The following is a 13413-nucleotide window of genomic DNA, read 5'->3' on the forward strand; positions in this document are numbered from 1 at the left end:
TGTTCAGCCGCGCAGCGTCGCGCCGGTCTTCCTCGCGACTTCCGCCACGATCTTGCCCGCCACCGCCTCGATCTCGGCGTCGGTCAGCGTCTTCTCACGCGGCTGCAGGGTGACCGAGAGGGCGACCGACTTCTTGTCGGCGTCGATGCCGGGGCCTTCATAGACGTCGAACACGTTCACCGCGGTGATCAGCTTGCGGTCGACGCCGGCCGCCGCCTTCACCATGTCGCCCGCCGCGACCGTGCGCGGCACGATGAAGGCGAAGTCGCGCTCGACCGGCTGGAAGGCGGAGAGCTCCAGCAGCGGCTTCACCCGCGTCGCCCGCGCCTTGGGCTCGGGGATGCGGTCGAGCACGATCTCGAAGCCGACCAGCGGACCCTCGGCGTCGAGCGCCTCCAGCACCGCCGGATGCAGCTCGCCGAAATGGCCGATCACGTTCGGACCGAGCCGGAAGCTCCCCGAACGGCCGGGATGGTACCAGCCCGGCGCGTCGGTCGAGATCTGCAGATTGGCCACCGGCGCGCCGCAGGCGGCAAGCAGCGCGGTGGCGTCCGCCTTGGCGTCGAAGGCATCGACCGGGCCGGCCTTGCCGGACCAGTGCCGGCCGGCGCCGGCCGGCCTGGCGGTGGCGCGGCGCAGGCCCGTCGCCACCATGGACTGGTCCTGCGGGCGGTCGCCCCGGAACACCTGGCCCACCTCGAACAGCGCGGTGTCGTCATAGCCGCGGTCGGCATTCGCCTGCGCCGCGCGCACGAGGCCCGGCAGCAGGCTCGGGCGCATGTCGGAGAGGTCGGCGGCGATCGGGTTGGCGAGCGCGAGCTCGGGCGCGCCGCCGCCGAACAGCTCGGCCTCGGCCTTCGGCACGAAGGACCAGGTGACCGCCTCAACCATGCCTCGGGCGGCGAGCGCGCGTTTCGCCTTGCGGGTGCGAAGCTGCAGCGTGGTCAGCACCGGCTTGCGCGCCGTCTCGTCGCGCGGGAAGGGCGTCGAGGGCACGCGGTCGAGGCCGATGATGCGCACCACCTCCTCGACGAGATCGGCCTTGCCCTCGATGTCGGCGCGCCAGGAAGGCGGCGTCACCTCGATGGTGCCGCCGATGCCGGCGACGCCGAAGCCGAGCTTCTCCAGCGTTTCGACCTGCTCGGCGTCGCTCGCCTCGAGGCCGGTGAGCTTGGCGGTGAGGGCGAGCGGGAAGTCGATGGTCCGCGCCGTCTCCGGCACGGTGCCGGCCACCACCACCTCGGACGCCTCGCCGCCGCAGAGCTCGAGGATCAGCCGTGTCGCGATCTCCAGCCCGGGCAGCATCATCGCCGGGTCGACGCCGCGCTCGAAGCGGAAGCGCGCATCCGAATTGATGCCGAGCTTTCGGCCGGTCTGCGCGATGTTGATCGGCTCCCACAGCGCGGATTCGACCAGCACGTCGGTCGTCGTCTCGTCGCAGCCGGTCTCCTCGCCGCCCATGATGCCGGCGAGCGAATCGACGCCGCGCGCGTCGGCGATCACGCACATGGTCTCGTCGAGCGTGTAGGTCTTGCCGTCGAGCGCCAGCAGGCTCTCCCCGGCATGGGCGCGGCGCACCACGAGATGGCTCGTCACCTTGGCGGCGTCGAACACGTGCAGCGGGCGCGAGCGGTCGATGGTCATCAGGTTGGTGACGTCGACCAGCGCGTTGATCGGGCGCAGGCCCACGGCGCGCAGCTTCGCATGCAGCCAGTCCGGCGAGGGGCCGTTCCGCACGTCCCTGATCAGCCGCAGCGCGAAGGCGGGGCAGGGCGCGCCCTCCGCGATGGCGATGGAGACCGGGCATTCGAAGCGGCCGGCTACCGGCAGGAAACGCGGGCTCGCCAGCGTGCCGATCCCGGCGGCGGCGAGATCGCGCGCGATGCCGGCGACGCCGAGGCAATCGGCGCGGTTCGGTGTCACCGCGATCTCGATCACCGGGTCGTTGAGGCCGGCCCAGTCGACATAGGAGACGCCGACCGGCGCGTCTTCGGGCAGGTCGATGATGCCGTCATGGTCCTCGGAGAGCTGGAGCTCGGCCGCCGAGCACAGCATGCCGCGGCTCTCGACGCCGCGGATCGTGCCGATGCCGAGCGTCATGTCCTTGCCGGGGATGTAGGTGCCGGGCGGCGAGAACACGCTCTTCATGCCGGTGCGCGCGTTCGGCGCTCCGCACACCACCTGCACCGGCTCGCCCGAGCCGGTGTCGACCATGCAGACGCGCAGCTTGTCGGCGTTCGGATGCTGTTCGGCGGAGATCACATAGGCGATCGAGAAGCCCTTCAGCTTCGCCGCCTTGTCCTCGACGCCCTCGACCTCCAGCCCGATGCGGTTCAGCGCATCGGTGACGTCATTCAGGGTGTAGTCGCCGGCAAGATGCTCGCGCAGCCAGGAGAGGGTGAATTTCATGGTCTACTTGAACCCGTAGGTTTCTTTGAGGACATCAAACAGCTCTTTCGCTGCTTCTTCGCCCAGTTGAATAGTCTGGCTTAGCTTCCCGGGGTTCTCCCGATCGTCGGAGCCGTGCGTGTCGATCTGCACAATACGAGTTGACCCGGCTGTGTCGAAAACCTTTATCCGAGCAACAACTTGCGTTGGTTGTAGGGTTCCCTTTGAGTCTACTCGGGAAACTGATTTGATCCACGCCACGTCAGCCTCCGTTTAATCGCATCACGCGCTCAACCCACCCGCCAGCGTCGGGAAGTCGAGCGGGCGGAAGCCGTAATGGGAGAGCCAGCGGACATCCGCCTCGAAGAAGGCGCGCAGGTCCGGCATGCCGTATTTGAGCATGGCGATGCGGTCGATCCCCATGCCCCAGGCGAAGCCCTGATATTCGTCCGGGTCGAGACCGCAATTGCGTAGCACGTTGGGGTGCACCATGCCGCAGCCGAGGATCTCCAGCCAGTCATTGCCCTCGCCGAAGCGGATCTCGCCGGGGCGCGAGCGGTCGCACTGGATGTCGACCTCCATCGACGGCTCGGTGAAGGGGAAGAAGCTCGGGCGGAAGCGCATCTTCACGCCGTCGACCTCGAAGAACGCCTTGCAGAACTCCTCGAGGATCCACTTCAGGTGGCCGAGATGCGAGCCCTTGTCGATGACGAGGCCCTCGACCTGATGGAACATCGGCGTGTGCGTCTGGTCACTGTCGGAGCGATAGGTGCGGCCGGGGCAGATCACGCGGATCGGCGGCCTCGATGACAGCATGGTGCGCACCTGCACCGGCGAGGTGTGGGTGCGCAGCACGAGCCGCGAGCCGTCCTCCTTGGTCGGCAGGTAGAAGGTGTCGTGCATCTCGCGCGCCGGGTGCCCCTCGGGGAAGTTCAGCGCGGTGAAATTGTGGAAGTCGTCCTCGATGTCCGGGCCTTCGGCCACCGAGAAGCCCATGTCGGCGAAGATGGCGGTGAGCTCGTCCACCACCTGGCTGATCGGGTGCACGCGGCCCGTTTCGGCCGGCGCCTCGCGCACAGGGAGCGAGACGTCGACGCGCTCGGTCTCCAGCCGCTGCGCCAGCGCGGCAGCCTTGAGTTCGGCGCGGCGGGCGGCGATCGCCTCGCCCACCCGGTCGCGCAGGCCGTTGATGGCGGGGCCGGCGGTCTTGCGCTCCTCCGGGCTCATGCCGCCGAGGCTCTTCAGGAGCTCGGAAACCGAGCCCTTCTTGCCGAGCGCCGCGACGCGCACCGCTTCCAGCGCGGGCTCGTCGGCGGCCGCCACTATGGCGGCGGTGAGTTCGGCTTCCAGCGCGGCGAGGTCGGGAAGGGCGGCGACGGACATGGACATTCCTCAGAAGGCGGCTGCGCGGCGCTTATAGCGGGGCCGGATGCCGGCGCAAAGCAGGGGGTAACAACGCGAAAAGCCCCAACGCTCGCGCGCGGGGCTTTCCAGCTTTCGGTCCCGGCGGTCGGGAGATCAGGCGGCCTGCTTTTCCAGCGCGGCCTTGGCCTGCTCGACCAGCGCCTTGAAGGCGTCGGGCTCGTGGATCGCGATGTCCGAGAGCACCTTGCGGTCGACCTCGATCCCGGCCTTGCCGAGACCGTCGATAAATCGGCCATAGGTGAAGCCGAGCTCGCGGGTCGCCGCGTTGATGCGCTGGATCCACAGGGCGCGGAAGTTGCGCTTCTTCACCTTGCGGTCGCGATAGGCGTATTGCTGCGCCTTCTCCACCGCCTGCTTGGCGACGCGGATGGTATTCTTGCGGCGGCCGAAATAACCCTTCGCAGCCTTCAGCACCTTCTTGTGCTTGGCATGGGAGGTTACGCCGCGCTTGACACGGGCCATGGGAATTCTCCTGGTACGGGCTAAGGGCTGGCGTCAGCCGTTGGGCAGAAAATACTTCCGGACCACGACCGCGTCGGGCTCCGCCATGACGGTGGTGCCGCGCTGGTTCCGGATCTGCTTGGTGGTGCGCTTGATCATGCCGTGGCGCTTGCCCGCCTGGGCGGTGATCACCTTGCCGGTGCCGGAGAGCTTGAAGCGCTTCTTCGCTCCGGACTTGGTCTTCATCTTGGGCATTTGGCTCGTCTCCACGGCCGGCGTCACTCCCGCGAGGGGGCCACCCAGCCTGATTGCTAGTGTGAGCGTTCGAACCGCCACGGCAGCCCTGATTAGCCGGGCGGTTCGGAAGGCCGCACCCTCTACAGGAGCGCGGCCGCAATTTCAAGGGTAGGCGCCGTTTCATAGGCGGGGACGCCGCGCGGTGGCGCGCGGCGTCCGGTGTTTCGCCTCCGCCGGGCTACTGGTTCGGCGGGCAGGGCGCGCCCGAAGGACAGATGCGCTGCTGCTGGTTGCCGCCCTGCGGAGGCGGCGTGTAGCGCGGCGCCGGCCGGCCCTGCTGAGGCTGCCCCTGCTGCGGAGGCGGACCGCCCTGCGGCGGCTGCGGCTGCGGCGGACGTCCCTGCTGAGGCGGCGGACCACCCTGAGGCGGCCGGTAGTTTGGCGGCGGATAGCCCTGCGGGGGCCGCGTCTGCGGCGGGGGGCCGCCCTGCGGCGGCCGATAATTCGGCGGCGGGTATCCCTGCGGCGGCGGTCCACCCTGAGGCGGACGATAGCCGCCCTGCGGCGGGTAGCCTTGCGGCGGCCGGTAGTTCGGCGGATAGCCCTGCGGCGGCGGATAATAGCCCGGACCGCCGGGCGGCGGATAATAGCCTCCGGGAGGCGGCCCGCGGCGCGGCGGCGGCGGTCCCCAGCGGTCATAGGTGGAGTACCAGGAACGCCCGCGATAATAGCGCCCCCAGTAATTGTCGAAATCGAAGGTGACGATCGGCACGCCGACCGTCGGCGCATAGTCCGGCAGCATCACGCGGCGCCCGCGATACTCATACTGGACGTAGCGGCCGGCGACCCAGCCGCGATAGCCGCGCCAGTCGACATCGCACCAGGAGATGTCCTGCAGGCAGCCGAACACCTCGAGCGGCGTTCCGGCCTGAAGCACCGCCACCGGCGGATAGGCGGTGCTCGGTCCCGATCTGAGATTGACGTTCGCGGTAACGAAGCCGTCCTGCGCCTGTGCGGCGCCAGCACCCACCGAGAGGGCCAGGCTGAGGCCCACCCCGGCTAACCATCTTCTCATCGCACTCTCCACCCGCGTGTCTCCACGCGCACTCTAGACGCCGACGCGGTGATTTCCGCTTTGATGTGAGGCGGTTTCATGTTGCCAACATGTTGCCACCGCGCCGAAATGGCGGAAACACGACGCTGCGTCACGTTGCCTGACGTCCACGAAGCAGACAGGATGGCTTGCTAGACACCATTGCGTGCCCGCTGCCAACCCTCACCGCCGCTTTTCCCGGATCCCCCGCCAATGACATTCGGCACTTTGCTCGAAGCGCTGCTGCTCGGCCTGCTCGAAGGCTTCACCGAGTTCCTCCCGGTATCCTCGACCGGCCACATTCTGCTCGCCGGCCATTTCCTCGGCTTCGAAAGCACCGGCAAGACCTTCGAGGTGCTGATCCAGCTCGGCGCCATCCTCGCCATCGTTGTGGTCTATTTCTCGCGCTTCTGGCACGTGCTGATCACGCTGCCGTCGAGCGCGCGCTCGCGCAATTTCGTCCTCGGCATCCTCATCGCCTTCCTGCCCGCAGCGGTGATCGGCGCGCTCGCCCACGGCTTCATCAAGAGCGTGCTGTTCGAATCGCCGGGGCTGATCTGCGTGATGCTGATCCTCGGCGGCATCGTGCTGTTGTGGATCGACACGGTGACGCTGAAGCCGCGCTTCCTCGACGCCATGGCGTTCCCGCCCTCGCTCGCCTTCCGCGTCGGCCTGTTCCAGTGCCTCGCCATGATCCCGGGCGTATCGCGCTCGGGCTCGACCATCGTCGGCGGCCTGCTGATGGGGGCGAGCAAGCCTGCGGCGGCCGAGTTCTCGTTCTTCCTGGCGCTGCCGACCATGGCCGGCGCCTTCGCCTACGACCTCTACAAGAACCGCGACGTGCTTTCCTTCGACGACGGGATCATCATCGTCGTCGGCTTCGTCGCCGCCTTCTTCGCGGCGGTGCTGGTGGTGCGCAGTCTGATCGCCTTCGTCTCGCGCCACGGCCTGACGCCGTTCGGCTGGTGGCGCATCGCGGTGGGCGGCATCGGGCTCGTCGCCCTGGCGCTGGTCGGCTGAAGGCCGGCCGCCAGCGGCTCAGGGCCGGCCGAGCCGGCTCACGCCTCTTCGGGGTGGGTGAACTGGCCGGCCTTGCGGTAGCGCCACAGATAGCCCGGCAGCACGGCGCCGAGCGCGGTCGGCGGGACGCCGAGGCCTTCGAGCGTCCGGCCCTCGGCCTCTGCCGCCGCCGAGACGACATTGTCGTGCGCCAGCAGCTTGACCTGGTCGCGCGTCAGCATCGGCTTCGGCAGGCATTCCATGACCCCGGCCATCACCGAGGCGACGCCGAACGGGATGGGCACGAGGGCGCGCTTGCGGTCGATCTCCTTGAGCATCAGCTCCATCAGCTCGCGGAAGCTGCGCACCTCCGGCCCGCCGAGCTCATAGACGCGCTCCGGCGGGGCCTTGCCGTCGACCGCCTTGGCGATGGCGTCGGCGACGTCGCCGACGAACACCGGCTGGAAGCGCGTGTGGCCGCCGCCGATCAGCGGCAGGGCCGGCGCCAGCCGTGCCAGCGCGGCGAAGCGGTTGAAGAAATCGTCCTCCGGGCCGAACACGATGGAGGGGCGCATCACCACCGCCTCCGGCACCGCCTCGAAGGCGGCCGCCTCGCCCGCCGCCTTGGTGCGGGCATAGACCGATTCGGAGGCGGCATCGGCGCCGATCGCCGAGACATGGACAAGCCGCGCGCCGACTTCGCGCGCCGCCTGAGCCACCTGGCGCGCGCCGAAGGACTGCACGGCCTCGAAGCTCTGCCGGCCTCCCTCCTGAAGGATGCCGACGAGATTGACGATGACCTCCGAACCTTCGGCGGCACGCAGCACCGAGGCGGGATAGCGCAGATTGGCCTGTATCGGATTGATCTGGCCGACGATTCCCAGCGGCTGCAGATGGCCGGCGAGGTCAGGCCGGCGGACCGCGACGCGCACCCGCCAGCCGAGGCGCGCCAGCGCGCGCACCACGTGACGCCCGATGAAGCCGGAGCCGCCATAGACGGTGACCATGCGCTCCATCGGCGCGGCGCGGCGCACCAGAGTGGCTTCGTCCGGCAGCGGCAGCTCTTCCAGCATGGTGGTGGCGTCGACCATCGCGTTCCCCTTTGTCCGCTCGACGATTAGCGCGCGCCCGTTTCCCCGTCCAGCGCCGCAGAGCCGGGCACGACCGGCAGCGCCGATTTGGCGCGGGCGGCTGCGCCGCCGCACCGAGTCGGAGCCGTGCGCGTGCCCGATCCGGCCGCGGGACCGGAGCGGTACGTGGCCCGCCGCCGTGCGCAAGGCGGCTTTTCGCGGGAATTCGGAATGTTTTCCCGGCGCGGCGGCAAAGCCTCGTTGACAAGCCTCCCGGCCCCCGACTATGTGTCGCCGCCGTGCGTGATCGCACGTGCCCAGGTGGCGGAATTGGTAGACGCGCTGGTTTCAGGTACCAGTGGGTAACACCGTGGAGGTTCGAGTCCTCTCCTGGGCACCATTCATTTCCCGCCCGCTTTCCCAATTGAGGGTGTTCTCGGTCGCTGCCGGAGCGGGCTGGGCTGGGCGGTGGACGGTGCATGGCAGGCATTGCGGCCGACATGCTTGCCTTCGAACGGTAGGCAAGCTCTCGCTTATGCTATCGTCGTGAAATCCCGACCTGTGGCCTGCCAACCGCAGCGACGCCGGTCGGGTCGGGCGTTCGGTATCGTTTCTCTTTGGGTTCTGCGGGCTGAGGCATGACGCCGGTTCATGTGAATGCGCGTGTCCTGTCCGTCGCGTCGAATGGTCAGAGGCGTGTCGCCGAGGAAATAATCACGCGGCTGCCGTCCGCGATTCCGGTGGCGCCGCACGGCGCCGCCTCGGGCGTTCGCGGCCATCTGTGGGAGCAGGGGCCGCTGCTGCTGAAGACGTGGGACAAGCGGCTCTGGAGCCCCTCCACCAGCGGGCCGGTCTTTCATCCCAACCACATCGTCACCGTGCACGACATCGCCTTCGTCGACGGCAGGGAGTGGTTCTCGTCGAGCTTCTCGACCCTCTACGATCAGATCACCCGCAGGCTCGCGGGCAGCGCGCGACACCTGATCACGGTGTCCGAGTTCACCCGGCAGCGCCTGATCGAGCATTACCGGGCGCACCCCGATCGCGTCACCACCATTCATTCGGGGGTGAGCCCGAATTTCGCGCCCCAGCCGCAGGATGCCGTCGCGGCGCTGCGTTCACGCATCGGGGTGGACGGCCCCTATCTCGTGGCCTTTCTCGGCTCCGACCCGCGCAAGAACACCGCCCGCGTGCTCGAGGCCTGGGCGCAGATTCATCCCCGTTTTCCCGAGGCAAGGCTGGTGACGTTCGGCCGGCTCGCCAATCCGCGCGTCTTTGCGGATGCACAGGCTTCCGGGGCGCCGATGGACGGGGTGGTGCATGCCGGTCCCGTTTCCGATGCCGAGCTCGCCAGCCTCTATACCGGGGCGGCCGGGCTCGTGTTCCCCTCGCTCTATGAAGGGTTCGGCCTGCCGATCCTCGAGGCCGCCGCGTGCGGAAGCCCGATCCTGACGGCGGCGACGACGGCCATGCCGGAGATCAGCCCGCCGGATGCGCATCTGGTGGACCCCCGCAGCGTCGCCGATATCGCCGCTGCCATGGCGCGGTTGCTGGAGGATGCGGACGAGCCGGATGCCAGGGCGCGACGGCGCGATTTCGCCTCGGCCTTCACCTGGGAGCGGACCCGCGACGCCTATGTCGCGACCTTCGAGAAACATTTCGCCTGACCGGCGCCTTCCCGGAATCGCTTCCAGAACGCTCTGCCCAGCGCCCGGCTATCGGCATCCCCGATCATCGGCAAGCGAAGAAATGCGGATGGCCGATTACCTCCCGGCAGCTTACTGATAGGCGTCGGGGGGCAGTGCATCGCATCAAGAGCGAGAGACACGCATGCCGGTCACGCAGATGCGGCCCGTTCCGGTTGCCGAGCCAGGGATGGGAGCATGATGAAACCGACGAAGGGCTGGATTCTGGCGGTGCTCGGTGCCGTGGCCATCGGGGGAGCCTATTATGGCTGGCGGCTCTATGCCGGAACCGGATTGCCCGACGGCATCGTGAGCGGCAACGGACGGATCGAGGCGGTCGAGATCGACGTGTCGACCAAGGTCGCCGGCCGCATAAAGGAAATCCTGGTCGACGAGGGCGACTTCGTCACGGCGGGCAAGGTGCTCGCCCGCATGGACACGGTCCAGCTCGAGGCGCAGCGCCGGCAGGCGGAGGCGCAGTTGAAGCGCGCCCTGATCTCGGTCGACACGGCGAAAAGCCTCGTGGCGCAGCGCGAGGCGGAGCGCACCGTCGCCGAGGCGACCATCGCACAGCGGCAGGCCGAGCTTGACGCGGCGGAGAAGCGGCTCGCCCGGTCCTCCCAATTGGTGAAGACGAACGCGGTCTCGCAGCAGACCGTGGACGACGACCGCGCGAGCGAGGAGAGCGGCAAGGCGGCCGTCGCCGCGGCGCAGGCGCAGCTCTCGGCGGCCGACGCGGCGATCGGGTCCGCCAAGGCCACGGTGGTGGACGCCGAGGCCGCCGTGGACGCGGCGCGCGCGGCCATCGAGAGCATCGTCGCCGATATCGACGACAGCACGCTGGTCTCGCCCCGTGATGGGCGCGTGCAGTACCGGGTCGCGCAGCCGGGCGAGGTGCTCTCCGCCGGCGGGCGCGTGCTGAACCTCGTCGATCTGGAGGACGTCTACATGACGTTCTTCCTCCCGACCGCGCAGGCCGGCCGCATCGCCATCGGCGCGGAGGTGCGGCTCGTGCTCGACGCTGCCCCGCAATATGTCATCCCCGCCAAGGTCAGCTTCGTGGCCGACGTCGCCCAGTTCACGCCGAAGACGGTGGAGACGGAGGAGGAGCGTCAGAAGCTGATGTTCCGGATCAAGGCGCGGATCCCGCCCGAGCTGCTGCGCAAGCACATCCAGCACGTCAAGACCGGGCTTCCCGGCATGGCCTATGTGCGGCTCGACCCCAAGGTCGAGTGGCCGGCGAGCCTGAACGAGACGCTGGTCCAATGAGCGGCCTGTCCGACGAGCCGGGCGCGAGGGGCGCGGCGGCGCCGGTCGCGCGTCTCGAAGCGGTCAGCCTCGCCTATGGCAGGACGCAGGCGCTCGACGATATCCATCTGACGATACCGTCCGGACGGATGGTCGGCCTGATCGGCCCGGACGGCGTCGGCAAGTCGAGCCTCCTGTCGCTGCTCGCCGGCGCCCATGTGGTCCAGAAGGGGCGGGTCGAGGTCCTCGGCGGCGACATCGCCGATGCGACGCACCGGCGGCTCAGTTGCCCGCGCATCGCCTATATGCCGCAGGGGCTCGGCAAGAATCTCTATCCGACCCTCTCCGTGTTCGAGAATGTCGAGTTCTTCGCGCGCCTGTTCGGCCAGGACAGGGCGGAGCGGGAGCGGCGGATCGGCGAATTGCTGCGGGCCACGGGGCTTGATCCGTTCGCGGAGCGCCCCGCCGGCAAGTTGTCAGGCGGCATGAAGCAGAAGCTCGGCTTGTGCTGCGCGCTGATCCACGATCCCGATCTTCTGATCCTCGACGAGCCGACGACCGGCGTCGATCCGCTGTCGCGCCGGCAGTTCTGGGAGCTGATCGACGACATAAGGCGCGAGCGCCCCCGCATGAGCGTGATCGTGGCCACCGCCTATATGGAGGAGGCGCAGGGCTTCGACTGGCTCGTCGCCATGGATGGCGGACGCATCCTCGCAACCGGCACGCCGGCCGAGCTCCTGCAGCAGACCGGCACCGCCACGCTCGACGCGGCCTTCATCGCTCTCCTGCCCGAGGAGCGGCGCCGCGGCCATCAGCAGGTGGTCATCCCGCCGCGACCGACGGGTGCGAATAACGACATCGCCATCGAGGCCGAGCACCTCACCATGCGCTTCGGCACCTTCACGGCGGTCGACGACGTCAGTTTCCGCATTCCGCGCGGCGAGATCTTCGGCTTCCTCGGCTCCAATGGCTGCGGCAAGACCACCACCATGAAGATGCTGACGGGTCTGTTGCCGGCAACGGAGGGCGTCGCGCGCCTGTTCGGCCATGTGGTCGATCCGAACGACATCGAGGTGCGCCGGCGCGTCGGCTATATGAGCCAGGCCTTCTCGCTCTATTCCGAGCTGACGGTGCGGCAGAACTTCGACCTGCACGCCCGTCTGTTCCGCATGCCGCCGGCCACAATCCCCGCGCGCATCGACGAGATGGCCCGGCGCTTCGGCCTCGTGGAGGTCATGGACGCGCTGCCGGACGCCCTGCCGCTCGGCATCAGGCAGAGGCTGTCGCTCGCAGTCGCGATGATCCATGCGCCGGACATGCTGATCCTCGACGAGCCGACCTCGGGCGTCGATCCGATCGCCCGCGACGCCTTCTGGCAGATGCTGTCCGAGCTGTCCCGCAAGGACAATGTGACGATCTTCGTCTCCACCCACTTCATGAACGAGGCCGAGCTCTGCGACCGGATCTCGCTGATGCATGCCGGCAAGGTGCTGGTCAGCGACACGCCCGCCGCGATCGTCGAGAAGCGCGCGACGCGTTCGCTCGAGGAGGCGTTCATCGCCTATCTGGAGGATGCGATCCGGGAGCAGCAGGTGCCCGCGCCGGCGGTTCAGCCGGGCGCGGCGGAGGCGGTCGCTGCGAAATCGGTGGCGGAGGCGCCTTCGTCGATCGCCCCGCCTTCGCAGCCACGCCGCTTCTTCGATCTGCGGCGCATGTTCGCCTACACGCGGCGGGAGACGCTCGAGCTGCGGCGCGATCCGATCCGCGCCACCCTTGCCATCCTCGGCAGCGTGATCCTGATGTTCGTGGTCGGCTACGGCATCAACATGGATGTCGAGAACCTTTCCTTCGCCGTGCTCGATCGCGACGACACGACGCTGAGCCGGGACTACGCCCTGCAGATCGCCGGTTCGCGCTACTTCACCGAGAAGGCGCCGATCCGCGACTATGCCGATCTCGACCGGCGCATGCGCGACGGCGAGCTCAGCCTCGCGATCGAGATACCGCCGGGCTTCGGGCGCGATGTCGCGCGCGGCCACAAGACGGTCGAGATCGCCGCTTGGATCGACGGCGCCATGCCGACGCGGGCGGAGACCGTGCGCGGCTACGTGCAGGGCATGCATACCGCCTGGCTGACGCAGAAGGCGCGCGAGCTCTACGGCGACGCCGCCATCATCGGCGATTTCCAGATCGCCATCCGCTACCGCTACAACCCCGGCATCGAAAGCCTGGTGGCGATCGTGCCGGCGGTCATACCGCTGCTGCTCATGATGATCCCGGCCATGCTCGCCGCGCTCAGCGTGGTGCGGGAGAAGGAGCTCGGCTCCATCATCAATTTCTACGTCACCCCGGTCACGCGGATGGAGTTCCTGGTCGGCAAGCAGATGCCCTATGTCGCGCTCGGCATGCTGAACTTCGTGATGCTGGTGGCGTTCGCGGTGTTCGCGTTCCGAGTGCCGTTCACCGGCAGCCTGCTCACCCTGAGCGTGGCCGCGCTGCTCTACGTCTTCGCCGCCACCGGTCTCGGGCTTCTGATCTCGACCTTCATGAGCAGCCAGATCGCCGCCATCTTCGGAACCGCGCTCATCACGCTCATCCCGGCCGTGCAATATTCCGGCATGATCGATCCGGTCTCCTCGCTCGAGGGCGCCGGCGCTTTCATCGGGCAAATCTATCCGACCGCCTATTTCGTGACGATCGCGCGCGGCACCTTCTCGAAGGGGCTCGGCTTTCAGGATCTCGCGGGCAGCCTTGTTCCGCTGCTCATCGCCGGCCCCGTGCTGCTCGGCTGCGGCGCCGCCTTCCTCAGAAAGCAGGCGGCCTGACC

The 13413-nt window shown here is 68.5% G+C and carries 11 protein-coding genes and 1 tRNA gene; 5 read left to right on the forward strand and 7 right to left on the reverse strand.

All coding sequences use genetic code 11. The features are described from left to right. Positions 1 to 3 precede the first annotated feature (3 nt). The 6 genes from pheT to U742_RS0102685 form a co-directional block, all read right to left on the reverse strand. Positions 4 to 2409 (reverse strand): phenylalanine--tRNA ligase subunit beta, encoded by a 2406-nt coding sequence (pheT, locus tag U742_RS0102660; RefSeq protein ID WP_029349788.1) that lies wholly within the window; start codon positions 2407 to 2409, stop codon positions 4 to 6. Between the two features lie 3 nt (positions 2410 to 2412). Further along, the gene (locus U742_RS23090; RefSeq protein WP_029349789.1) at positions 2413 to 2649 is read right to left on the reverse strand and encodes a hypothetical protein; all 237 of its coding nucleotides are present in this window, start codon (positions 2647 to 2649) and stop codon (positions 2413 to 2415) included. 21 nt (positions 2650 to 2670) lie between these two features. Further along, entirely contained in the window at positions 2671 to 3771 is a 1101-nt protein-coding gene (pheS, locus tag U742_RS0102670) for a phenylalanine--tRNA ligase subunit alpha (protein ID WP_029349791.1), read from the reverse strand. Positions 3772 to 3906: 135 nt separating this feature from the next. Further along, positions 3907 to 4275, reverse strand: coding sequence for a 50S ribosomal protein L20 (gene rplT / locus U742_RS0102675; RefSeq protein ID WP_029349792.1), 369 nt, complete (start codon positions 4273 to 4275; stop codon positions 3907 to 3909). A gap of 33 nt (positions 4276 to 4308) precedes the next feature. After that, positions 4309 to 4509: a 50S ribosomal protein L35 gene (gene rpmI, locus U742_RS0102680; protein ID WP_029349793.1), complete on the reverse strand. Its 201-nt coding sequence runs from the start codon at positions 4507 to 4509 to the stop codon at positions 4309 to 4311. Positions 4510 to 4729: 220 nt separating this feature from the next. Beyond that, a complete protein-coding gene (locus tag U742_RS0102685) occupies positions 4730 to 5566 on the reverse strand; it encodes an SH3 domain-containing protein (RefSeq protein ID WP_081852782.1) in 837 nt (278 codons plus the stop codon). A gap of 231 nt (positions 5567 to 5797) precedes the next feature. Between U742_RS0102685 and U742_RS0102690 the strand changes: the two genes are divergently transcribed. Next, complete coding sequence (locus U742_RS0102690; RefSeq protein ID WP_029349795.1) at positions 5798 to 6604, forward strand: undecaprenyl-diphosphate phosphatase; 807 nt, start codon at positions 5798 to 5800, stop codon at positions 6602 to 6604. Positions 6605 to 6642: 38 nt separating this feature from the next. Here U742_RS0102690 and U742_RS0102695 read toward each other — a convergent pair whose 3' ends face one another. After that, the gene (locus U742_RS0102695) at positions 6643 to 7599 is read right to left on the reverse strand and encodes a complex I NDUFA9 subunit family protein (RefSeq protein ID WP_248310277.1); all 957 of its coding nucleotides are present in this window, start codon (positions 7597 to 7599) and stop codon (positions 6643 to 6645) included. Between the two features lie 369 nt (positions 7600 to 7968). Between U742_RS0102695 and U742_RS0102700 the strand changes: the two genes are divergently transcribed. From U742_RS0102700 to rbbA, 4 genes are all read left to right on the forward strand, one after another. Next, a tRNA-Leu gene (locus U742_RS0102700) sits at positions 7969 to 8053 on the forward strand. A 340-nt stretch (positions 8054 to 8393) separates the two neighbouring features. Beyond that, the gene (locus U742_RS0102705) at positions 8394 to 9320 is read left to right on the forward strand and encodes a glycosyltransferase family 4 protein (RefSeq protein ID WP_197028154.1); all 927 of its coding nucleotides are present in this window, start codon (positions 8394 to 8396) and stop codon (positions 9318 to 9320) included. Between the two features lie 219 nt (positions 9321 to 9539). Continuing rightward, positions 9540 to 10607 (forward strand): HlyD family secretion protein, encoded by a 1068-nt coding sequence (locus tag U742_RS0102710; protein WP_156034144.1) that lies wholly within the window; start codon positions 9540 to 9542, stop codon positions 10605 to 10607. After that, entirely contained in the window at positions 10604 to 13411 is a 2808-nt protein-coding gene (gene rbbA, locus U742_RS0102715) for a ribosome-associated ATPase/putative transporter RbbA (protein ID WP_029349799.1), read from the forward strand. The genes U742_RS0102710 and rbbA overlap by 4 nt, the downstream gene beginning before the upstream one ends. Positions 13412 to 13413 lie beyond the last annotated feature (2 nt).

The sequence above is a fragment of the Allobosea sp. 117 genome (genome assembly GCF_000702305.1).
GTDB lineage: Bacteria > Pseudomonadota > Alphaproteobacteria > Rhizobiales > Xanthobacteraceae > Ancylobacter.

Bases quoted from the DNA above. Each gene is read 5' to 3' on its own strand.
- pheT (WP_029349788.1), bottom strand. From the start codon at position 2,409: ATGAAATTCACCCTCTCCTGGCTGCGCGAGCATCTTGCCGGCGACTAC.
- pheS (WP_029349791.1), bottom strand. From the start codon at position 3,771: ATGTCCGTCGCCGCCCTTCCCGACCTCGCCGCGCTGGAAGCCGAACTC.
- rplT (WP_029349792.1), bottom strand. From the start codon at position 4,275: ATGGCCCGTGTCAAGCGCGGCGTAACCTCCCATGCCAAGCACAAGAAG.
- rpmI (WP_029349793.1), bottom strand. From the start codon at position 4,509: ATGCCCAAGATGAAGACCAAGTCCGGAGCGAAGAAGCGCTTCAAGCTC.
- U742_RS0102685 (WP_081852782.1), bottom strand. From the start codon at position 5,566: ATGAGAAGATGGTTAGCCGGGGTGGGCCTCAGCCTGGCCCTCTCGGTG.
- U742_RS0102690 (WP_029349795.1), top strand. From the start codon at position 5,798: ATGACATTCGGCACTTTGCTCGAAGCGCTGCTGCTCGGCCTGCTCGAA.
- U742_RS0102695 (WP_248310277.1), bottom strand. From the start codon at position 7,599: ATGGAGCGCATGGTCACCGTCTATGGCGGCTCCGGCTTCATCGGGCGT.
- U742_RS0102710 (WP_156034144.1), top strand. From the start codon at position 9,540: ATGAAACCGACGAAGGGCTGGATTCTGGCGGTGCTCGGTGCCGTGGCC.
- rbbA (WP_029349799.1), top strand. From the start codon at position 10,604: ATGAGCGGCCTGTCCGACGAGCCGGGCGCGAGGGGCGCGGCGGCGCCG.